We start from the raw sequence: 22647 nt of genomic DNA on the forward strand, positions 1-22647 counted from the left end.
CCTTAATATATTTTTAAATGCTTGAATCTATCAATTAAGTAAAGTATTGTATTGAATTATTACAAATAACTACCAGATTGTACACTTAATATAAGGTATAGAGCTAGTGAGGCTATTTACTTCCAAAAGTCGACATTTGATTGGCGTGGATATTTGTGCCACTTCAGTAAAGTTGGTTGACATACAGCGTCAGCAAGGCATGTTTCACCTAAAATCTTATGGTATTGAAAGACTACCGGAAGGTATCGTGGTCGATAAGATTCTAGTAGATACAGAAGCTGCTGGTAATATTATAGCGAGCTTGGCAAGACGCTGCCAAGTCGCGGGTAGCAATGCTGCGACCGCTGTTTCTGGCTCTGCAGTGATTACTAAAATTATTGATATGGATATGACACTCAGCGATGTAGAGCGTGAGGCGCAAATACGTTTGGATGCCGACCAATACGTGCCTTATCCATTAGAAGACGTCAATCTAGATTTTGAAGTATTAGGACCGTCTTTGGTTAGTGAAGATATGGTTCAGGTGTTGCTTGCTGCTTCTCGTTCAGAAAACGTCGACCAACGTGTCGATGCTTTAGCCTTTGGTGGCCTACAAACGAAAGTCATGGATATCGAGTCTCATGCAATCGAGCGTGCATTTGGATTGATGGTAGATAGTTTGCCAAATGTACCAGAACTAGTAGCGTTGGTAGATATCGGCCACAATCAGACCACGTTATATATCGCTAAGAATGGTGAGTTTATTTATAGTCGTGAGCAGTTATTTGGCGGCGCTCAGCTGACCGAGGCAATACAAAATCGCTATGGCCTATCAGCAGAAGAAGCGACACTAAGTAAACGCGAACGTACCTTACCTGATGACTACTATCCTGAAGTACTAACCCCTTTTATAGAAAATACCATTCAACAGATTACTCGCTCTTTACAGTTTTATTTCTCATCAAGTCAATATAGCAGTATCGATCATGTTGTGCTTGCAGGAGGCAGCAGTTCTATTGCAGGTCTCGCTGGTATGGCACAACAAAAGCTGGGTGTAACTGTTAGTGTTGCCAACCCTTTTACCAATATGACTATTGCACCAAATATCGATAATGAGCAACTGGCGGTTGATGCGCCAAGCTTAATGGCGGCATGCGGTCTTGCGTTAAGGAGCTTTGACTAATGGCTCGTATTAACCTTTTACCTTGGCGACAAGAAGAGCGTGAACGTCGTAACAAAGAGTTTATGACATTGATAGTGGCGGTGACATTACTGACACTATTAGCAGCCTTCGCTTCATGGAGTTATTTCAATAATGAACTTGATGAGCAGCTTGATGCCAACGCATTGATCGAACAAGAAAACACTCGCTTAGACACTGCATTGACCGAAATTGACAGTTTAGAACAGCGCCGTGAAGACATTATTTCACGCATGCAAGTCATTCAAGATTTGCAGGGACGACGTCCTGTGCCTGTACGTTTATGGGATGATCTCGCTAAAGCTATTCCACCAGCACTTTATCTAAACAACCTTAAACGTGAAGGTGATACGCTAACTTTGACAGGCTTAGCGGACAATCCAAATATTGTGTCCAGCCTGATTCGTAACCTTGATAACAGTAAATGGATGGGCAACTCAGCAGTAAGTAACATTCAACAGAATATTAGCGCTTATGAGGCTGCTCCAGCCCTCAATAATACGGTTAATACTGGTGAGCAGGCGCGCCCCGTTTATCCTGAAGATAGTTACGTACAGTTTGTAGTAACGACTAGAGTACAATCGGAAACTCCGACTGCTGCTGATACCGATACTGGTCTAGGAGGTGCATTATGAAGCTTATCCGCAAAAAGAGCCTCTCTAAAACCAAAAAATCTGCTTTAAAGCCAAAAAGGCAATTCGATTTAAATGAGTTTCGCCGTAGTTTTGAGTCGCTAGATTCAGAAAACTATGGCAGTTGGCCATTACCTGTCAAGGTGACAGTGATTGGTCTTATCATCACTTTTATCGCAGCATTGTCATGGGCATTACCCATCAGTAGCAAAATCGATGAGATCAATGCGGCTGAAAGCCAGCAGCAGACCTTGCTTGATAGCTACCGTGAAAAAGAATCTCGCGCTCGTCATTTAAAAGCGTATCAAGCGCAAGTTGTCCAAATGGAAACTGAATTTAATACTTTGTTAGATCAGTTGCCGAAAGATACGCGTGTGTCAGAATTGGTGGAAGGCATAAACATGACAGGCGTTGGTAGTAATATTCGTTTCCAAGATATTTCAGTAGAGCCTGAAATTGAAAATGAATTCTTTATTGAGCAGCCAATACGTATCGCGGCTTTGGGTGAATACCATCAGTTTGGTAGCTTTATCAGTGGTCTTGCTGCACTGCCTCGAATTATTACGATGCATGATTTTGAAGTTAGTAACCCGCAGCCTACATTAGATGTTTTGCCAGAGCTCAATTTAGTATTGCAAACTAAGACTTATCGCTCTAAAGAAGCGGCTCCTGAAGGTGATGCCGCTGCCGCTACTGATGCAAATGCAGGAGGCAACTAATGAATATCCAAAGAATGCCCATGCTATTGGTTTTAAGTGTCACTGTTTTATCTATGACAGGGTGTAGTGACCGTATAGGTATGGCAGAGCAGGCGATGACCGATATCCGCAACCAGCCTGCACAGCCTATTGAGCCGCCGCCTAAAGCCGAACTGGTAGAAGATTTTGTATATAGCGCAAGCTCGCAACGTAGTCCATTTTTACCACCGAGTTTAGTCAATGTGCAAGGCCCGACCACTCCTATAGATGGTGTACGACCAGATATCAACAGAATCAAAGAACCGCTTGAGCAGTATGAACTGTCGCAATTGGTCTTCCGAGGTGTGGTGATTTCGCCCGAAGGTCAGCGATATGCATTGATACAACGTCCCGATGGTTCGGTTGCGAGTGTTAAAGTAGGCGATTATCTTGGATTGAATGACGGCCGTATTGTTGAAATCACGCCGACCCAGGTTAACTTGATTGAAATTGTGCCAGATAGCCGCGCAGGGTTTGTAGAAAAACCCCAGTCGCTGGTATCCCCTATAAGCTAAGTCGGCAGATTTTTTGAGGAATAAATAATGACAGTACGCAATAACAAGGTAATGATGATGAGCAACCGCATGTCTTCTGCTTTTGCCATTTCAGCACTGGCAGTCAGTATGGTGGCTGTGACTAATAGTGCTCATGCTGCACAGCGCATCGATAATGTCTCTGTAGTACAGACCGCACCTGCAGTGACGCAAATGCGTTTGGGCTTTACAGGATTGCCAGTATTGCCTGCAGCCTATCAGCTTGATAATCCTAGTCGCTTAGTCCTAGATTTCGAACAAGTACAGAATGGGCTTGCTAGTCGCTTTAATGAATATAATATCGGTGCGATTAATGACGTTACTACGCTAAGTAGTGACAGTACCACGCGCCTCATTGTTGGTTTAAAAGAATCAGGAAATTATACAACAGCGATTGAAGGCAATGATTTATTGCTAACCATCACTGACCCTAATCGTCCCGTCATTACCAGCGACCCGATTCAAGATGTGCTCAATAACAATAATAGTATGACAACGACTGCAGTCGTTACGCCTATTGTTGAGAGCTCTACCGTACCAGTGGCACCTGTACGTACCACGAACAAGGTTGTTGTGAAGAACGAAGTGCCAGCTGATACGATGGTGGTCAGAGTCAATCCGCTTTTGAATCCTCAATTGGCTGCTTCGCAAGTAAGCAAGCAGTATAGCTATGATGGGCTAAGCGCAGTCAATTTTTCAGCAGGCAGTGATGGTGGCGGTAATGTCAGTATGGTACTGGCTAACGAAGCTATTCCAGTAGATGTGCAGCGCCAAGGTAATAAACTTGTCGTACGTTTGACTGGTAGTACGGTTCCGAGAAACTTGTTACGCCGATTGAATATTAACAGCGGTCTTGTTGGTAGTATTGATACCAAAAACCAAGGTCAGAATGGCGTCGTTACCATCAACATGAATGACGATTATGAGTATCAAGCCTACCAATCAGGTAATCAGTTAAATATTGGTATTAAAAAGCCTGAGCTGTTACGTGAGCCGACGTTGGAAGAAAGAGTCTATAGTGGCGAACCGCTATCTATGGAATTCCAAGATGTTGAGGTTCGTAGTGTCTTAGATATTTTGGCGCAGTTTACTGAGATGAATATCGTGGCAAGTGATTCCGTTGCTGGCAACATCACTTTGCGTTTGATTAACGTTCCTTGGGATCAAGCCCTCGATATTATTTTGAAAAGCAAAAACTTGGGTAAGCGTGAGAATGGTAATGTGATTTTGGTTGCGCCTTCTACTGAGCTGGCTGAGCAAGAAGCACGTGAACTAGAAGCACAGCAAGCTGTTCAATCTTACGCACCTTTGCGTACTGAGTACATTCGTTTAAGCTATGCAAAAGCACAAGATGTTTTAACCCTTATTTCGCAAGGTAGCGGCGCGACTGGTAATAGTAGTGGCCTCGCAAATCGTGAGGATAATAATACATTGTTATCCAATCGTGGGACGGTAACGGTTGATGAACGTACCAATACTTTGATTATTAAAGACGTTGCTGACAGTATCGAAAACATCCATAAATTAATCAGCAAGATTGACATCCCTGTGCGTCAGGTTATGATTGAAGCACGTATCGTCAGTGCAACTGATAGCTTTAGTAAAGAGATTGGTGTTCGTTGGGGTATCTTGTCAAATGGTGCCGCCAACAACCGCAGCTTATTGGTTGGCGGTAGCGATCAAACCTTATGGGATTTAAAAGATTTTGATGTAGAGACGACGACGGTAAATGGTCAAACCGTTTCTTATCCTTCTTATGACATTAGTCGCCCTGATAACTTAAACGTTGATTTGGGTGTTTCCAACCCAGCAGGTAGTATCGCCTTTGGTTTGCTCAGTATGTCTGATGTGATGCTAGATCTTGAGTTGTCAGCATTGCAGGCGGATAACCGTGGTGAAGTTATTTCTACACCTAAGATTTTAACCGCAGACAAGCAGACAGCAAAGGTCTCTTCTGGTACTCAGATTCCGTATCAGGAAGCATCAGCCAGTGGTGCGACGACAACCAGCTTTAAAGAGGCTGCATTAAGTCTAGAAGCGACACCAAATATCACGCCTGATGGTAAAATTGGTCTGCAATTGGTCATTACCAACGGCACACCGACTATCATCAATAACCAGGTTGCTATCTCTGAAGACTCTATATCAACCAACGTCATTATTGAAGATGGTCAAACAGTCGTGTTAGGTGGTGTTTTCAAAAACCGTACCGGTAACGAAGTAACGAAGGTTCCTTTCTTAGGTGATTTGCCTTATATCGGTCGTGCTTTCCGTAAAGATGTACGAAACAACACTAAAGAAGAGCTACTTATCTTTGTGACTCCAAAGCTTATTAATGATGGTACGAGCCGTCTGAACTAGTCATAAAGCAGTTAGCTAGTTGTTAAAAAAAGTAAGCCATAGTGCTTGCTTTTTTTATGCGCGAGATTGGTGGTTTTCGAGCTGCAGTATTTATGTATGTACTGATGAATAGTGTGCTCTAAATTTTACTCACAATAATCACGGCTCATTACTAGCCAGAATAACAATGACGTTGTATCATACCTAATTTAGCTGAGTAAGTATTATGGGGCAGGAATTACCGTCGGTGTTTTTAGTAGGTCCGATGGGAGCAGGGAAGACGACAATCGGAAAACTGCTTGCCAAGCAGTTAGGTCGCACCTTTGTAGACAGTGATTGGTATATTGAATCGCAGACAGGTGCCGACATTGCTTGGATATTTGCCAAAGAAGGTGAAGCAGGTTTCCGTGAGCGTGAAACGCGTGCCATTGATGAATTGACCCAAAACTCTCAAATCGTATTGGCTACCGGTGGCGGTGCAGTCATGTGTTCTGAAAACCGAGAGTTCCTAAAACAACGTGGCATCGTCGTTTATCTTAATGCACCTGTCGAGGTGCAGCTAGCCCGTACCTCTAAAGACAAGTCCCGACCATTATTGCAACAGCCTAATCCTAGAAAGATATTGCAAGATTTGTATAGTGCTCGCGATCCACTCTATCGCCAAGTCGCCCATATTATTATGCCTACTGGTCACACGTACCCACGCCACATGGTCAATCAATTGATGCAGCAGTTAGAATCATTCGTCGATTGCACTACCGACGCATCAGCGCACCAAGAAGATTAGTAATAGACTGGCAACTACGATTGATATGCAGACTCAATTACTTTTACCTCATTAGAAATGCTTTAGGAGTATCACATGGTAATGCCGTTTCATGATGGCCTAATAGTTCAGACGCAAAGTCATGATTATCCTATTGTCATTACTGAACAATCTACGACTGAACATGGCAGTATGGCGAAGCAGATCACGCCTTATATCAATGGCCGTCAGGTTTTGATTGTTACTAATGACACTGTGGCACCTTTATACTTAAAAGCATTAGAAGATGAGTTAGCAGAGCAGTTTACGGTAAAGGTGTGCGTACTGCCAGATGGTGAACAATACAAAAATCAGGCAAGTATTGATCGAATTTATGATGCGCTAATGACAGAACACTTCAATCGCGATGTGACACTTATTGCCCTTGGCGGCGGTGTAATCGGTGATATGACTGGTTTTGCTGCTGCTAGTTTTATGCGCGGTGTCAATTTTATTCAAATTCCAACGACGCTATTGTCACAAGTAGATTCTAGTGTTGGTGGTAAAACAGGTATCAATCATCCGCAAGGCAAAAATATGATTGGTGCTTTTTGGCAGCCGCAAATGGTGCTTGCTGATATGAGTACGCTTAAGACACTGCCTGCACGTGAGCTATCGGCTGGAGTGGCCGAGATTATTAAATATGCCCTTATCATGGATGAGGCCTTTTTAACGTGGCTTGAGGCAAACTTGCCTGCAATGATGGCGCTTGATTTAGCAGTACTTGGTGAAGCTGTAAAGCGCTGCTGTCAGTACAAAGCAGATGTGGTCGCTCAAGATGAAAGAGAGTCAGGTGTGCGTGCCCTGTTGAACTTTGGTCATACTTTTGGTCATGTGATTGAAACACATGAAGGCTATGGCAATTGGTTACATGGCGAAGCAGTAGCGGCTGGTATGGTACAAGCAGCTGAGCTATCGCAAAAAATTGGTTGGCTAACTGATGATGAAGTTGTACGTATTAAGCGTGTTTTAGAATTGGCAAGCTTACCTATTACGCCACCAGCTATCGATGTAGACACTGCTTTAGATTTAATGGGACACGATAAAAAAGTGAAACACGGACAAATCCGCCTAATTTTGTTAAAATCAATTGGCGATGCGGTAATGACTAATGAGTTTGACAGCGAGCTATTGCATGAAGTTTTGTCAAAACATAGCGCGTAACGTCTCAAGAATTATCGTTTATATATTTATACTAAAATCTCGTACTTATAGCCAACTGGTTAGCTGTACCTCTGTTTGAATAAGCATTTATATCATGCTGTAAAACAAGTGTTTACCAAGGACCGCCTCATGGCAACATCAAAAACAAAAACGCGAACTGCTAGCCAATCATACAGTCGTCAAGCACTGATTTGGCTAATAGTGACCCTACTTTTAGGGGTGGTCACAGCGTTAGTATGGATGTTTAGTCAAACGCCAGCCATGGGTGCCAAAATTGAAAATGCCCCGATATCAGCGCCAGAGATTTTGAATGAAGAGTTTGAGCAACCACTAAAAGTCGAATCGCTGCATGAGCTAGATACGGATGTACAACCGATTAACTTTGATGCAACGATACGAGATTTGCGCGATTATCCTGATGAGTTTAAAGACAAGCGTTATCTGCTAGCTAACAAAGGCAAATGGACTGTTCAAGTAATGAATGTCTCTGAAAACGATGTGATTGTTAGTTACTTAGAAGGCCGTCAAGATCGTGATAAATTTGCTTATTTCCGTTATCTTGATGATGAAAAACAAGTCCGTTATATGCTGACTTATGGGATTATGAGTAGCCCGCAAGAAGCGGTAGGGGCTGCAAAGCTAATAGACTTTAAGTTACCTACAAACGTACGTGTACTGCCAGAAGAAATTAACCGGTATGTCAGTATCATTGATAACTATGAGCGTCCTGATCCAGTAAAAGATCTAAGTACGAAACGTACACGTGCCGTCGATTTGAAACCTACTAAGCGCGAAGTGCCTGCTCGTTTGCAAGAAGAAGCTGATGACGCCGCTGCTCAATCAGCCAGTGCTAACAGTAATCGAGGTAACCAAGAAAGCAACAATAGTAGCAGTACTCAAGAGAGTATTCGTCAGTCGGTAGATACCTCTGCTACGTTATCTGTTAGCGAAGAGCGTACGGTTGGTGGTGAGACGCAGACAATATCTGAAACATCGCCAAAAGAAGAAAACAACGCAAGTAAGCCTGCGCCAGAAAACAAAAAGCCTGCGGCACCAGCGGAGAATTCTACTAGTAAGAAGCCACCAGTCGTGCCAACGCCTAAGCCCCCTAGTAGCACGAACAATAATTCAAATGCTAATGGCAAAAGTGCTAACGCTAATCCTCCCAAGAGTAATAGCGATAGTATAAAAGCGCTAATAGAAGACAAGAGTAATTAGTTTTTGTCTGATTAATTTAACCCACTAGCTATTTGGTTAGTGGGTTTTTTTAGCGTTACACAAAATAATTTCATCGTCATAATAAACGGCAAGCTACTACTGATAAGTATTATCAAAGCCTTTTGCTAAATGTCATTTATATGGTTTACATTAAAATTTGGTGGTGTTCTAAAAAGTATGCTGGCGATAAAAGTCAATACGAAATCTATGCTAAGTTCTCTGATTCTATAAGGCTTTCAAGGCTTCAAAAATTGTTCAAATTTTAATCAGCATACTTTTTGACACACCACCTAAAATTTTAATAGTAGTTTTATTTGTCTCATAACCAATAGTAATAAGTCCTCTTACAATTTATGGCTGATGAATCGATAGAAAAGACTAGATTTTTCGACAATCATTAACTAATATAACTGTGGGCGACGTTCTGTATAGTTATCGTAAAAAATGTCTATTTAACAACTATTTAGTAGTTTTTTCGTGGTTTTTAGAGTTCTTTACTAAATATTATTGTCTCAAGCGCAGTTACTTACTATCTATAATAAGGTTAACGTAAGTGACGCAACCTCTCTTATTGTCACTCTTTTTAGGGTAAACAAAGTGCTTGAATACAGAGCGTCAGATATTCAAGATAAACAAATGCACCGTTATTAAGTCATTGTATGTTTAGCTCTAAATGCTAGACATGACAACATAACAAATGATGCTTAAATGAATGGCATTAGATATCACTGATTGAGTAACTGGCATTTAAGGGCGTAGATTCTCCCGTTGCCAAGGGCTGCTACTTACTATCTTTTGATACACGGACCACATGTCAAGACATCAGCTAATGACCAGGAGGGTCAAGGGTTTTACTTTCTCTTAGAGTATGATGTCTATCGAGCATTGCACTATTTGCCAATTCGAACACACGAATATCCACTATCAGCCCGTTCTGCTTACGGGTACCAACTTATACTCCGCATTGGAAATGTAAGTTGCCCGTCTACTTAAAAGGACAAGCTATGTCAATGATTTCCTCACAAACACACCTGGCCACGCCAGATGATTTTTCTGATAATTGCGGTTTTGGCCTAATTGCCCATATTGAGGGTGAAGCGAGCCATGATTTGGTAAAAACTGCCATTCATAGTTTAAGTTGTATGACACATCGCGGCGGTGTTGCTGCTGACGGTAGAACTGGTGATGGTTGTGGTTTACTATTAGCGACGCCTACCGATTTCTTTAAACAGATTGCTGACGAGCAGCAATTTGCCATTACGGACAACTTTGCTGTCGGTATGGTGTTCGTGAATTTAGATAGCGATAAAGCCAAGCATAGCCAACAAGTATTAAGCGATGAGATTACAGCCCAAGGGTTAGAAGTGGCTGGCTGGCGTGATGTACCACTTGACTTGAGTATTGTTGGTGAGATTGGTCGTGAGACATTGCCAGACTTTAAGCAAGTGTTCGTTAATGCGCCAGATGATCTAGCAGCCGATGATTTCAACCGTAAGCTGTTTGTTGCACGCAAAAAAGCAGAGCAGCGTTTGACGGATGATGAGCTATTCTACGTCTGTTCATTGAGTTGTCAGACTATTATTTACAAAGGCTTGGTAATGCCTTCAGACTTACCAGCGTTTTTCTTGGATTTGCAAGATGAGCGTTTGGCATCACATATTGTAGTCTTCCATCAGCGTTTCTCAACCAATACGTTACCGCGCTGGCCCCTGGCACAGCCATTCCGTTATCTTGCGCACAATGGTGAGCTCAATACCATTACAGGTAACCGCAACTGGTCTAAAGCGCGTACACCAAAGCTAAAATCAGACAAACTGCCTAACTTGAATGAGTTGACACCACTTGTAAATAGTACCGGTTCAGATTCATCAAGCTTAGATAACATGCTCGAAGTGCTTATGTCTGGTGGCATGAACCTGTTCCATGCAATGTCTATCTTGGTACCGCCAGCGTGGCAGAATGTTGATAGCATGGATATGGATCTACGTGCGTTTTATGAGTTTTACTCACAGCATATGGAAGCGTGGGACGGTCCAGCAGGGCTAGTCATTCAAGATGGACGCTATGCGGTCTGTATGCTTGATAGAAACGGTTTGCGCCCGTCACGTTGGGTAACCACTAAGAATGGTTATATCACTGTTGCATCCGAAGTGGGCGTTTGGGATTACGAGCCACAAGACGTATTGGCAAAAGGTCGCGTTGGACCTGGTCAAATGCTGGTCATTGATACGTTGACTGGTCAAATTTTAGATACGACGGCCATTGCAACTTTACTAAAAACGGCGCATCCATATCGCAAATGGTTGCGTGAAGAAGCGACGCGTGTCCGTGATGATGAACGTCTAGAAGAAACGTTAGCAACGCAAGCGTGCCGCGGTGATAAGCTCAAAGCGCTACAAAAGATGTATCACATCACCAATGAAGAGCGCACAGAAATCATTCGCCCTAATGCTGAGAATGGTCAAGAACCAGTCGGCTCAATGGGTGACGATACGCCAATGGCTGTACTGTCGCAGCAAATTCGCCATGTCGGTGACTTCTTCCGCCAACAGTTTGCACAGGTGACCAATCCGCCAATCGATCCATTACGTGAATCAATCGTAATGTCGTTGCAGACCTGTTTAGGCGCTGAGACTAACGTATTTGCGCCATCTGCGAGAGATGCTCATCGTATTATTTTGTCATCGCCAGTATTGTCAGCCAGCAAGATGCAGCAGCTTGAAACCTTGGATGATTCAGCGTTCAAGATGGCTCGCATTGATCTGAACTATGACCGTACTGTAGAGCTATCTGATGCTATCGTCGCTATTTGCGAGCAGGTGGCAGATAACATTCGCTCAGGCAATACGTTGATTGTCTTATCTGATAAAGATATCGATGCAGACAAAGTACCCGCCAACGCCATTATGGTAACTGGTGCTGTGCATCATTATCTAATCGCGCAAGGTATCCGTACCGATGCTAATTTAATCATTGAGACAGGTCTTGCCCGTGACTCGCATCAAATAGCGGTATTGATTGGTTTTGGTGCAACTTGTGTATATCCATATCTGGCATACGATGTCATTGATGATTTGGTCGCGACTGGTGAGCTACTCGGTGATCCGATTCAAGCCCGTGTTAATTTCCGCAAAGGCTTAGATAAAGGTTTGCTGAAAATCTTATCAAAAATGGGTATCTCTACCATTGTTTCTTATCGCGGCGCGCAGTTGTTTGAAGCAGTCGGCCTATCAGAAGAAGTCGTCAATTTATGCTTTAAAGGCGTACAAAGTCGAATCAAAGGCGCTACCTTTGCAGACCTTGCTGCTGATCAAGCGCAACTGGCTGCCAATGCGTTTAAGCGTCGTGCCCCTCTAGATCAGGGTGGTCTGCTCAAATTTGTCTTCAACAAAGAGTACCATGCCTTTAATCCTGATGTGATTAATAGCCTGCATACTGCAGTACGTACTGGTGATTACGATAATTACCGTAATTATGCTGATTTAGTTAATAGCCGTCCGGTCGCGACCTTACGTGATTTGTTGCAACTGAAAACTGACAACAGTATCGATGTCAATGAAGTGGAAGATATCTCTGAAATCTTGACGCGTTTTGACTCAGCTGGCATGTCACTAGGCGCGCTATCTCCTGAAGCGCATGAGTCGATTGCGATGGCTATGAATACTATCGGTGGTCGCTCAAACTCTGGTGAAGGCGGTGAAGATCCTGCGCGTTACGGCACATTGCGCAACTCAAAAATCAAGCAAGTTGCCTCTGGTCGTTTCGGGGTCACACCTGCCTACCTTCGTTCCGCTGAAGTCATGCAGATTAAAGTAGCTCAAGGTGCCAAGCCTGGTGAAGGTGGACAGCTACCTGGTGGTAAAGTCAACGCGCTGATTGCACGCTTACGTTATTCAGTGCCAGGTGTAACCTTGATTTCACCGCCGCCGCATCATGATATTTATTCTATCGAAGATTTGGCACAGCTGATTTTTGATTTAAAACAAGTCAATCCAGATGCATTGGTATCGGTTAAATTGGTCTCACGTCCAGGTGTTGGTACGATCGCGACAGGCGTTGCAAAAGCCTACGCCGATCTGATTACTATCTCGGGCTATGACGGTGGTACGGCAGCGTCTCCGCTATCGTCTATCCATCATGCAGGCTCACCATGGGAGCTAGGTTTGGCTGAGACTCATCAGTCTCTACGAGTGAACGGGTTACGTGATAAGGTGCGTGTCCAGACTGACGGTGGTCTAAAAACAGGACTGGATGTAGTAAAAGCTGCTATCTTGGGTGCAGAAAGCTTTGGCTTTGGTACCACGCCGATGATTGCAGTTGGTTGTAAGTACCTACGTATTTGCCATTTAAACAACTGTCCGACAGGTGTTGCTACTCAAAAAGCCAAGCTGCGTGATGAGCATTTCATTGGCGAAGCAGAAATGCTGATTAACTTCTTTAAGTTTGTCGCGACCGAAACACGTGAATGGTTGGCAGCGCTAGGTGTTCGTAGTATGGAAGAGCTGGTTGGTCGTACTGACTTGCTTGATATCTTAGAAGGTAATACGGATAAGCAGCGTCATCTTGATTTAACGCCATTGCTATTTAGTCACCCAGCCAGCGTAGGTAAAGCACAAACTTGTCAGGTTGAGCGTAATGAGCCGTTTGATAAAGGTTTGCTTGCTGAGCAGATGATTAGCGATATGCTTGTGAACATTCGCAAAGGGGCAGGCGGCGATTATAGCTATTTCGTTGGTAACTGTGACCGCTCTATCGGTGCCCGTATTTCTGGTGAGATTGCGCAAGTCTGGGGCAACCTTGGCATGAGCGATATGCCAATTAAGCTTCGTCTAACTGGTACCGCAGGACAAAGTCTAGGCGTGTGGAACGCTGGCGGTTTAAATATCGAGCTTGAAGGCGACGCCAATGACTATGTGGGCAAAGGCATGGCTGGCGGTGAGATTGTTATTTATCCACCGAAAGACTCAAACTTTATAGCACAAGAAACAGCCATTATTGGTAATACCTGTCTCTATGGTGCAACTGGCGGTAAGCTATATGCTGCTGGTACAGCAGGTGAGCGTTTTGGCGTCCGTAACTCTGGCGCACACGCAGTCATCGAAGGCACAGGTGACCATTGCTGTGAATATATGACGGGCGGTATCGTCACGATTCTTGGCCGTACTGGACTCAACTTCGGTGCCGGTATGACGGGTGGTTTTGCGTATGTACTCGATATGGAAGGCGACTTCTTTGACCGTTGCAACCATGAGCTAATCGATCTAAACCGTATTTCAAGCGAGCAAACAGAAGAGCATCGCATTCATTTGCAACAAGTGATTGAAGCTCATGTAGATAAAACAGGCAGTGCATGGGGTCAGACAATTCTGAACGACTTTGAGCACTATGTTCGTAAGTTCTATTTGGTTAAGCCAAAAGCGGCGAACATTGCAAGCCTTCTTAAAACTACCATGGCCGACCCACAATAGCCGATACGTAACTGCCTATCGTATCAATGGATTGCATTGATGGAATGTATTGATGGATCGGCAATCGCTTTAATCAGGTTAGCCAGCGTTCCGTTTTTAGAGACGTTTTAACTCACAGGTTTTCAGCAGGTACGTGACAGCAGCGATATATGTCTTAGATTTTAGACAAACCAAACATCGCTGACTGTCGCCACCCACTGCAAAAGAGCCTTATATAAAAGAGATAGCACCATGGCAAAACGCTTAGAAAATAACTTCCAGTTTTTAGATGTACCAAGATTTGATCCAACCAAAAAAGACATTGCAACGCGTTCAACAGAGTTTGTTGAAATTTATAAACCTTTCGAAAACGAAGCTGTTGCTCAGCAAGCGCATCGTTGTCTTGAGTGTGGTAACCCGTACTGCGAATGGAAATGTCCAGTACACAACTATATCCCTAACTGGCTAAAACTGGCCACAGAAGGTCAGATATTTCAGGCAGCTGAATTGTGCCACCGTACCAATACCTTGCCTGAAGTGTGCGGACGAGTTTGCCCACAAGATCGTCTGTGTGAAGGCGCTTGTACGTTAAATGATGGTTTTGGTGCAGTGACTATTGGTAATGTTGAAAAATATATCAACGATACTGCGTTTGCACTTGGCTGGCGTCCAGATATGTCTGAAGTCGTTTGGACAGATAAAAAAGTCGCTATCATTGGCGCAGGACCAGCAGGTTTAGGTTGTGCGGATATCTTGGTCAGAAATGGTGTCAAACCAGTCGTCTTTGATAAGCGCCCTGAGATTGGCGGCTTACTAACTTTTGGTATTCCTGAGTTCAAAATGGAAAAAGACGTCATGCGCAATCGCCGTGTGATCTTTGAAGACATGGGTATCGAATTCCGTTTAGAGACAGAGATTGGTACAGATGTCACGATTGACGAGCTATTGGCTGACTATGATGCGGTATTTATGGGTATGGGTACATACACCTATATGCGTGGCGGTTTCGCTGGTGAAGAGCTGACAGGCGTCTACGATGCACTAGATTACCTGATTGCGAACGTGAACCGTTGCAATGACTGGGAAAAAGACGCTGAAGAGTACATCGACTTTAAAGGTAAAAAGGTGGTGGTACTCGGTGGCGGTGATACCGCAATGGACTGTAACCGTACCAGTATCCGTCAAGGCGCCGAAAAAGTAGTTTGTGCCTATCGCCGTGATGAGGAAAACATGCCGGGTTCACGCCGTGAAGTGGTCAATGCTCGCGAGGAAGGCGTTGAGTTCTTATTCAATCGTCAGCCAACCGAAATCATTGGCTTAAACGGTAAAGTTAACGGCGTAAAAGTTGTTACTACTCAGTTAGGCGCACCAGACAACCGTGGTCGTCAACGCCCTGAGCCAATTCCTAATTCTGAAGAGATTATCCCATGTGATGCAGTCATCATGGCCTTTGGTTTTAGACCAAGTCCTGCTGATTGGTTCGAGTCTCAGCAAGTGGGGATGGACAGCTCTGGTCGTGTACTAGCAGCCGAAAAGCAAACCTTCAAATTCCAGACCCAAAATCCTAAAATCTTCGCTGGTGGCGATATGGTGCGCGGTTCTGACTTGGTTGTGACAGCGATTTGGGAAGGCCGTGAAGCTGCGGAAGGTATTTTAGACTACCTAGAAGTATAATACGCTAGCGCAATAGACTATTACTCATTCACACTGATGCGGTTCTCAATGAATAATTTGTTGAGTCATTTGATAAATAATCTTCAATAGCGTAGATTTCAATATAGTGTGCTAGGATATTTTTTATAACGCCTTTTACCTGTGAATAATAGGTAGAAGGCGTTATTTTTTGCCCGTCATTTTGCTGATAGAATATTAACTTATACTTACCGCTAGTTAGTGAGATTTTTTAATAATCTTTTATTAAAGTGTCTCACCTAAACATTCCACCCAAAAAGAGTAGCCTTGCGTGAAACCCACCCTTTATCAGCGTATTATTGCTCCATTTGTCGAACCCTATGTTCGCTACCAACATGCAGATATCCTACATGCCACACGCCTAGGCACGGCTGTGATATTGGCTTTATTGGTCAATAAAATCACCAATCTTCCGCACGGTGAATGGACGACCATTACAGTATTCATTATTCTAGGGTTATTGCAATACCAAGGTGCTATTTATACTAAGGCGAAAGAGCGCGTGATTGGTACTTTGTTAGGTATTGGTACTGCGCTTGGGGTGTTATGGTTTAATCAGAACGCAGGCGCATGGCTATGGGTGGACTATGCCCTCATTGGTCTGCTCAGCGGCATCATTGGCTATTTAGCCGTCAGACAGCTTGGGTATACAGGGCTGCTAACGGGCATCACTATGTTGATGATTGTCTCTGATTTAGGCAATAATAGCATTGGTCAAGATGGTATCTACCGCGCCTTAAATATCTTACTGGGGACAGGCGTTTCGGTAGCAGTAACGCTAATTTTGCCGCTCAAATCAACGTTGATGTGGCGATTCTTATTGAGTAGTAATCTTGATGCTTGTAGTAGCCTCTACGCTGGCGTAGGTCATCATATTGAGGCGACGGATGGAGTGGTGGACGACTCTGTTCAAAAGTTAAACCCAGTGGCTTTTCCTGTTAAGGAAGTACCCGTTGATAGAGCGTTGGTCACAGCGTTACAGCAGATCAATAAACGCTTGCTAGCCGTGCGCCCCCATATCGCGGCGACAGCCAGTGAGTCAGGAATCGAAAAAGAAACATTAGAAACGATTCAGCGTACTCATCGTAATATCATTGGGACGATTGATTTACTACTAAGTGCGGCACCGCGCTTGGCAAATATCGAAATTGATGAAGAAAACCATGTTTTATTGGTACATTATCAGCATGAGCTAACCCAAGCGATGCAGCATATGGCAGCGGTGTTACGTAGTCCAAGCGATGAAGTATTTCGACCCATTACTCGTATTGCTGTCTCGGAGTATCCAAGCGTACAGCACCTAGCATTTGAGTGGCAGGGCTATTTCTGGTTGACACAAACCTTGCAGACTCAGTTGCAGCAGCTGAGTGATTTACTGCAAACATCGAAGCCGCATTGGTTTGCTGCATCCGGTCTGGGCTATCAACGCCGCGAGCAGCGCCGAATGAAAGAGCAGGGCGGCGAGACGGATTTACATTTATAGCGCAAAAAAACGCTGACCATTTAGGATCAGCGTTTTTATTTTTCAAAGACTACTTTATTCTAAAATGCTAAATTAAAACTATTAACGACCAGTCTTTAGCTTATCCCAGTACTGTTGATACACTTGCAACGCTTCATCGCCTACATCTTCTTGGAACTCAGCTTTTGCTAATACTTCTTTAGAAGGATAAATCGTTGGATTGTTTTGGACGCTCTCATCCATCAGCTCACGCGCTGCTATGTTTGGTGATGCGTAGCCAATCTCTTCGCTGACGATTTTTGCATTTTCAGGACGTAATAAATAATCAATAAACTTATGTGCTGCATCAACTTGCTTAGCATTTTTTGGAATGACAAAATTGTCCATCCATAAGATAGCGCCTTCGGTTGGATACTTATAAACCAAGCTAGTCAAACCTTCGTCATTGGCCATGACTGCTTCACCATTCCATGTCATACCAAGCGAAGTCTCACCTTCAATATACGGCATACGTGTCGCATCAGAGTTAAAAGTTTTGACGTTTGGCATCAACGTGGTGAGCTTATCGTAAGCGGCTTCGATTTCGTCAGGATTGCTACTATTACCTGAGTAGCCAAGAGTCAGCAGTGCCATACCGAATACTTCACGCACGTCGTTAGTCAGCATCACCTGACCTTTATACTTAGGATCCCATAGGTCATTCCAGCTATTGACAGTTTTCGGATCGACACTGTCACCGTTAATAGCGAGACCGGTGCTGCCCCACATATAAGGGATAGAGTATTTGTTGTCAGGATCGACTTTGGTATTGGTAAATGAGGTATCAAGGTTTTTGAAATTGCTCAATTTAGATTTATCTAGTTCTTGCAACAGTCCTTCTTTCGCCATTTTTTCGACGTAATAAGTCGATGGAATCGCTAAGTCATACTGACTAGAATCATCCAATAGTTTGAGCTTGGCATACATCGCTTCGTTAGAGTCAAATGTGGTGTAATTAACTGAGATGCCAGTCTCTTCTTCAAAGCCATCTAAAATTTCTTGCGGCATATATTCTGACCAGTTGTAAAGGTTCAGCGTCTCATTGCTCGCCGCAGCGCTGCCATCCGCTGCATCGTCAGAGTTGCTACAACTGGCAAGTACCAAGCCGACAGCCGCTGCTAACAATGCTTTTGGCACTATGCGACTGACACTAGCCGAGGTGTGAGTAGTTGGATGGGACGATGATAAATGGGTCAAAATATCTCTCCTAAATAAAGATAATGCAAATCAGAAAAATTCAATAAAAAAGCCAAAAAGATAAAAAGATAAAAGCCTGACATGGCCAATAAAACTATTATGGTCATTAATTTGTACAATTTAAAGGGTTGTTATTAAGGTAATACTTAACAATACTAATAAAAATAGCCAGTTGGGCTAATGAGATGAGTAGCAAGACTAACTGAATGACAGCTAATTCTGAGTAGAATTGCTAGCGAGCTGCTAACCTCGAATCGAAAAAAGATAGCATATAACCATGCTATGATTGGCGCAGGCCGAAGTATGACGAACATCATTTAAGCAGATATCAGCCTTTGGCTCTAAGACACCAACCATACCATAATAATAAAGGATACAGCACAATGACCGAAAGTACCTCAACTCAAAACACCTTGAATAAAAGCCACTCAGTTATACCGGCATTGCTTACGGATAAAGTCGCCATAGTCACTGGTGCCAGTCGAGGGCTTGGTGCACAGATTGCACAGCAAATGGCAGCAGCAGGCGCTATCGTTTGCGTCAACTACCTCAATAGTAAACAGGCTGCTGAGGCGGTAGTGGCTGACATCATCGCGACAGGCGGTCAAGCATTTGCTTATCAGGCGGATGTCACTGAGCTTGAGCAAGTACAAGCCATGGCAGCTGAAGTCATCACTCGTCATGGTCGTATCGATATATTGGTCAATAATGCTTTGCCGAATTATCAGTTCAATCCAAGCGCTGCGTACACCAGTATTGAAACAGTAAAGTGGACGCATTTTTCGCAGCAAATGGACGGTATCGTTAAAGGCGCAGTCAATACGGTGCAAGCGGTGTTGCCGCAAATGAAAGCGCAGCAAGTAGGCAAAATTATCAATATCTCAACCAATCTTGTCTACAACCCAGTGGTTACCTATTATGATTACACCACGGCTAAATCAGCGTTGATTGGACTGACTCGCAACCTAGCAAGCGAGCTTGGACAGTATGGTATTCGGGTTAGTTTGCTGGCAGGTGGATTATTAAAAACTACCGACGCAAGCAGCTTAACCACTGAAGAGGTATTTGACTATATCGCGACTACAACGCCGCTGCGCCAAGCGACTTCGGTAGCGGACTTTGCCAATTCAGTATTGCTCATGGCGTCTGATTTGAGCATGGCTATTACTGGACAATCTATCGCTGTCGATGGTGGCTTGACCATGCCTTAATTGAGGCCTTAACTGATTGCTTAACGCTCTATTGGATTTGTAGAAGAACAAAACGATCGTCAATGTGATGGAATCATCATTGCTAAAGATTTTATTTATATTTTCTATATAAAATTAGACCATAATAAAAAGCTCTTACTAATCGGTTAGTAAGGGCTTTTTTTAAATGAACGTTAATTAGATGAACATTAATGGCTTTATTTACATAGGTACTCTTATGATGCTGTTTTCAACTGATCAAGCACTGTCTGTATGCCATATTCTTCAATCGTCCCAGTGACAAAATCAGCACGTTCTATCAGTGCGGGTTGCGCATCGCCCATCGCCACGGCAAACCCGACCAGATCAAACATCTCTAGGTCGTTCATACCATCACCAAATGCCATGCACTCGCTTGCATCTACATCATAGTATTTGCACACATCTTTAATACCTCGTGCTTTAGATGCTTCTATTGGCAATATATCGGCGCCAATATGATGCCAATGTACCAGTTTTAAATCGTATTGAGCAAAGTCAATATCTTGCATTTTGTCTTCTTGACTATTAAAGAAAACAGAACATTGATACACCGTGTTTGATTTATAGTAATCAGGGGCAACGATAGAGTTGGGCGTGACCGCATTGAACTCGCGTAAACGTTCATTTTCACCTGACCAAGCGATATGAGTGGCAGAGTCAAACTTATGAATCAAATCACTCTGCTGGCATAGGCGTACGATTTTATCTGTCTGTTCAGCAGTTAATGGGTAGTGGCTGATTCGGCCGCCTTTATCAAAACTATATTGTCCATTCATACAAATAATGGCGTCCAATATATCTGCATCAAGCAACGCTAGAATGTCTTCAGGCAATATGGCTTTAGAACGACCAGTCGAAATCACTAGTTTAATATCGGTATCTGCAAGCTGCTCAAGCGTCGCTTTATTGTGTTCAGCGATAATGCCGTTGCGGCTCAAGGTATCATCGATGTCAAAAAAGATGATTTTGGGGGTCGAAATCTTAGTAGTCATACTTTCTTTGGCAATCTTATCTTCGATAAACATGATGATCCTATTATTTTTAGTCGTGTAGATACAATGATTCAGATACTACTACAACATACCCAATCAGATAAATACCTATCGAGTAACCTATGATGCTACAAGTATGCTTATTGAGACAGTATTTGCATGTAGCCTGTAGAACCGCTCATTGCTTGTCCAGAGTATTAACAAAAATGCTAAACGATATGACTAACTTAACCGTGTTTATTTATTATAAAGTTATATTCAATTATCAAAACTAATCTACGAAATAAGATGGACTATCGTTATTAATGCATCAGTTACCTAAAGGAACAAGTATGAACTTTTTCATCTTAAAAACGGTTACAGTTTTGGCGACCTTAGCTTTATCTGCCAATGCTTTTGCAATGGATGTTGAATTTAATGATGCTGTTTGGGATGGCAAAAAATACCTGAGGGGCAGCAATGTTTAAACTATGACGGTAAAAGCCCAGCCACGCCTAGCATGACTGTTTCAAACATTCCTACAAGAGCTGAAAGCTTGGTGTTCGTCTACAACGATGTAAGCAATAAACGTATGCAGCATGGTGGCCATGGCATTGTCGAGTTTGCACTACCAGAGGGTGCTACGAGCGCAGAAGTGCCACGAGTATTTGGTCACACTTACGAAGTACCAGTCGGTATTGAGATGGTCGCAGAATACCGTAACCGCAAAGGTGAGGCGGGCGGTGCATATAAGCCGCCTTGCTCTGGCGGCAAGAACCATCTGTATACTGTAGATGTACAAGCATGGCAGGGCGATTCGGTACTTGCTGAAACAACCGTTGAGATGGGACGGTATTGATACGTTAGCTATTCAATTAATATGCAACAATTAGCATGCAACAAAGTCGTCTATACAAAACTGTTTATACATAGCGTAGACGGCTTTTTATTGAAGGTAAGTTGTGTTTTATATACCTATAAACAGGCTAGCTTATAGACATTAAAGACCCTGATTGATGTTTATAATATTTAGCCAATAAGTAAACGTGGCTCAGTCATATAAGTACGTTGAGGCAGGGCTATAGGAGAATATAGATTAGGCTTGTTAATTATTGGAATAATGCCAAGATACTGAACGTGACAACTTTGTAGTATAATTTTACTACTATGAATATTGGTATGCTATATCATTGAAACTTCTATGTTATAAATCTAAAAAAATCATAGCAAATGATAAAAAACGTTATTAATTATACTTTATCTTAAAGTGTATCTTGATTTGAATGAATTATTTTATAAATAAGGTTTCTTATGAACATAACGACAAGCCAGCCTTCAGAAGATAGAAAAAGGCATGGCGAACATATTCTTATCCACATGACGTATATCGCCAAAAATGTCGATCTAGATTCTGGGATTGAGTTGACTCGCGCACTTGAGTACTGGCGCAGATATTTTGAAGAAAACGATATCGTTTCAGCTTTAGTCATTAGTGAAGGTTATTTCGTTCAAAGTTTCCAAGGAACAAGACCTGCTATCAATACTGCCTTGGAAAAGATACTTGACGAGCATTCAACTATTGTCCCTAATATTGTGAATATAGAGGAAGTCGAATCTCGCCAATGGAATGGGTTTTTAGTTAAACATCTAACCTCAAGCGTTGAAGATGAAGAGCATGCTCTAAAGAACTTCTCAGCAGGCTCCGACTACAATCCTTATCTAATGAAAAGCTCTCAGATTGAAAGCTTTTTGAAAGCGATATTTGAAGATGCTGAATCTAATTAATTTTAAATGAGTAGCATTTATTTCTTGAATATTTGCCTCTTAGAGTAGTTAGTAGCACTTGCCCTAGCTAGAATAGAAAAGCCGTCTATACCTGTGTATAGGCGGCTTTTTGTTGAAAGCAAGTTAGCAGTAGCGGTACAGGATGTTTTCTTAGCAATTGGACAGAATATTGGCGGATGTTCATAAGTGACTATTCATACCTGACTCTTGCAA

17 protein-coding genes are annotated in these 22647 nt (G+C 43.0%); 15 read left to right on the top strand and 2 right to left on the bottom strand.

The features are described from left to right. Positions 1-106: 106 nt before the first annotated feature. From pilM to CXF61_RS10210, 11 genes are all read left to right on the top strand, one after another. Positions 107-1162 (top strand): type IV pilus assembly protein PilM, encoded by a 1056-nt coding sequence (gene pilM, locus CXF61_RS10160; RefSeq protein ID WP_165598121.1) that lies wholly within the window; start codon positions 107-109, stop codon positions 1160-1162. Further along, positions 1162-1815 carry a PilN domain-containing protein gene (locus CXF61_RS10165; protein WP_165598122.1) on the top strand — a complete coding sequence of 218 codons (654 nt, stop codon included), beginning with the start codon at positions 1162-1164 and terminating at the stop codon, positions 1813-1815. Before pilM ends, CXF61_RS10165 begins: the two co-directional genes overlap by 1 nt. Further along, on the top strand, positions 1812-2531 hold the full coding sequence (locus CXF61_RS10170) for a type IV pilus inner membrane component PilO (protein ID WP_165598123.1): 720 nt from the start codon (positions 1812-1814) through the stop codon (positions 2529-2531). Before CXF61_RS10165 ends, CXF61_RS10170 begins: the two co-directional genes overlap by 4 nt. Beyond that, positions 2531-3064, top strand: coding sequence for a pilus assembly protein PilP (locus CXF61_RS10175; protein WP_165598124.1), 534 nt, complete (start codon positions 2531-2533; stop codon positions 3062-3064). Before CXF61_RS10170 ends, CXF61_RS10175 begins: the two co-directional genes overlap by 1 nt. A 27-nt stretch (positions 3065-3091) precedes the next feature. Beyond that, positions 3092-5443, top strand: a complete 2352-nt coding sequence (gene pilQ, locus CXF61_RS10180; protein ID WP_165598125.1) for a type IV pilus secretin PilQ — start codon at positions 3092-3094, stop codon at positions 5441-5443. Positions 5444-5648: 205 nt separating this feature from the next. Then, a complete protein-coding gene (aroK, locus tag CXF61_RS10185) occupies positions 5649-6209 on the top strand; it encodes a shikimate kinase AroK (protein WP_165598126.1) in 561 nt (186 codons plus the stop codon). Positions 6210-6284: 75 nt separating this feature from the next. After that, complete coding sequence (gene aroB / locus CXF61_RS10190; protein ID WP_165598127.1) at positions 6285-7391, top strand: 3-dehydroquinate synthase; 1107 nt, start codon at positions 6285-6287, stop codon at positions 7389-7391. Between the two features lie 129 nt (positions 7392-7520). After that, positions 7521-8609 carry a hypothetical protein gene (locus CXF61_RS10195; RefSeq protein WP_165598128.1) on the top strand — a complete coding sequence of 363 codons (1089 nt, stop codon included), beginning with the start codon at positions 7521-7523 and terminating at the stop codon, positions 8607-8609. A 1004-nt stretch (positions 8610-9613) separates the two neighbouring features. Continuing rightward, a complete protein-coding gene (gltB, locus tag CXF61_RS10200; protein WP_165598129.1) occupies positions 9614-14077 on the top strand; it encodes a glutamate synthase large subunit in 4464 nt (1487 codons plus the stop codon). Between the two features lie 231 nt (positions 14078-14308). Beyond that, positions 14309-15730, top strand: coding sequence for a glutamate synthase subunit beta (locus tag CXF61_RS10205; protein ID WP_057761694.1), 1422 nt, complete (start codon positions 14309-14311; stop codon positions 15728-15730). A gap of 289 nt (positions 15731-16019) precedes the next feature. Beyond that, the gene (locus tag CXF61_RS10210) at positions 16020-17231 is read left to right on the top strand and encodes an FUSC family protein (protein WP_165598130.1); all 1212 of its coding nucleotides are present in this window, start codon (positions 16020-16022) and stop codon (positions 17229-17231) included. Positions 17232-17312: 81 nt separating this feature from the next. On the opposite strand, the gene CXF61_RS10215 is transcribed toward CXF61_RS10210, so the two are convergent. Beyond that, on the bottom strand, positions 17313-18446 hold the full coding sequence (locus CXF61_RS10215; RefSeq protein ID WP_165598131.1) for an ABC transporter substrate-binding protein: 1134 nt from the start codon (positions 18444-18446) through the stop codon (positions 17313-17315). A gap of 383 nt (positions 18447-18829) precedes the next feature. Here CXF61_RS10215 and CXF61_RS10220 point away from each other — a divergent pair, with 383 nt between their 5' ends. Further along, positions 18830-19657 carry a 3-oxoacyl-ACP reductase gene (locus CXF61_RS10220; RefSeq protein WP_165598132.1) on the top strand — a complete coding sequence of 276 codons (828 nt, stop codon included), beginning with the start codon at positions 18830-18832 and terminating at the stop codon, positions 19655-19657. A 215-nt stretch (positions 19658-19872) separates the two neighbouring features. Here CXF61_RS10220 and CXF61_RS10225 read toward each other — a convergent pair whose 3' ends face one another. Continuing rightward, positions 19873-20703 carry an HAD family hydrolase gene (locus CXF61_RS10225; RefSeq protein ID WP_165598133.1) on the bottom strand — a complete coding sequence of 277 codons (831 nt, stop codon included), beginning with the start codon at positions 20701-20703 and terminating at the stop codon, positions 19873-19875. 299 nt (positions 20704-21002) lie between these two features. On the opposite strand from CXF61_RS10225, the gene CXF61_RS14280 reads away from it, so the two are divergent. From CXF61_RS14280 to CXF61_RS10235, 3 genes are all read left to right on the top strand, one after another. Further along, positions 21003-21137 (top strand): hypothetical protein, encoded by a 135-nt coding sequence (locus tag CXF61_RS14280; RefSeq protein WP_264755683.1) that lies wholly within the window; start codon positions 21003-21005, stop codon positions 21135-21137. A 32-nt stretch (positions 21138-21169) separates the two neighbouring features. Beyond that, entirely contained in the window at positions 21170-21508 is a 339-nt protein-coding gene (locus CXF61_RS10230; protein ID WP_165598134.1) for a hypothetical protein, read from the top strand. A gap of 452 nt (positions 21509-21960) precedes the next feature. Further along, entirely contained in the window at positions 21961-22434 is a 474-nt protein-coding gene (locus CXF61_RS10235; RefSeq protein WP_165598135.1) for a BLUF domain-containing protein, read from the top strand. Positions 22435-22647 lie beyond the last annotated feature (213 nt).

Origin of the sequence: Psychrobacter sp. 4Dc (genome assembly GCF_002836715.1) — a bacterium.
In the GTDB taxonomy this organism is placed as follows: domain Bacteria; phylum Pseudomonadota; class Gammaproteobacteria; order Pseudomonadales; family Moraxellaceae; genus Psychrobacter.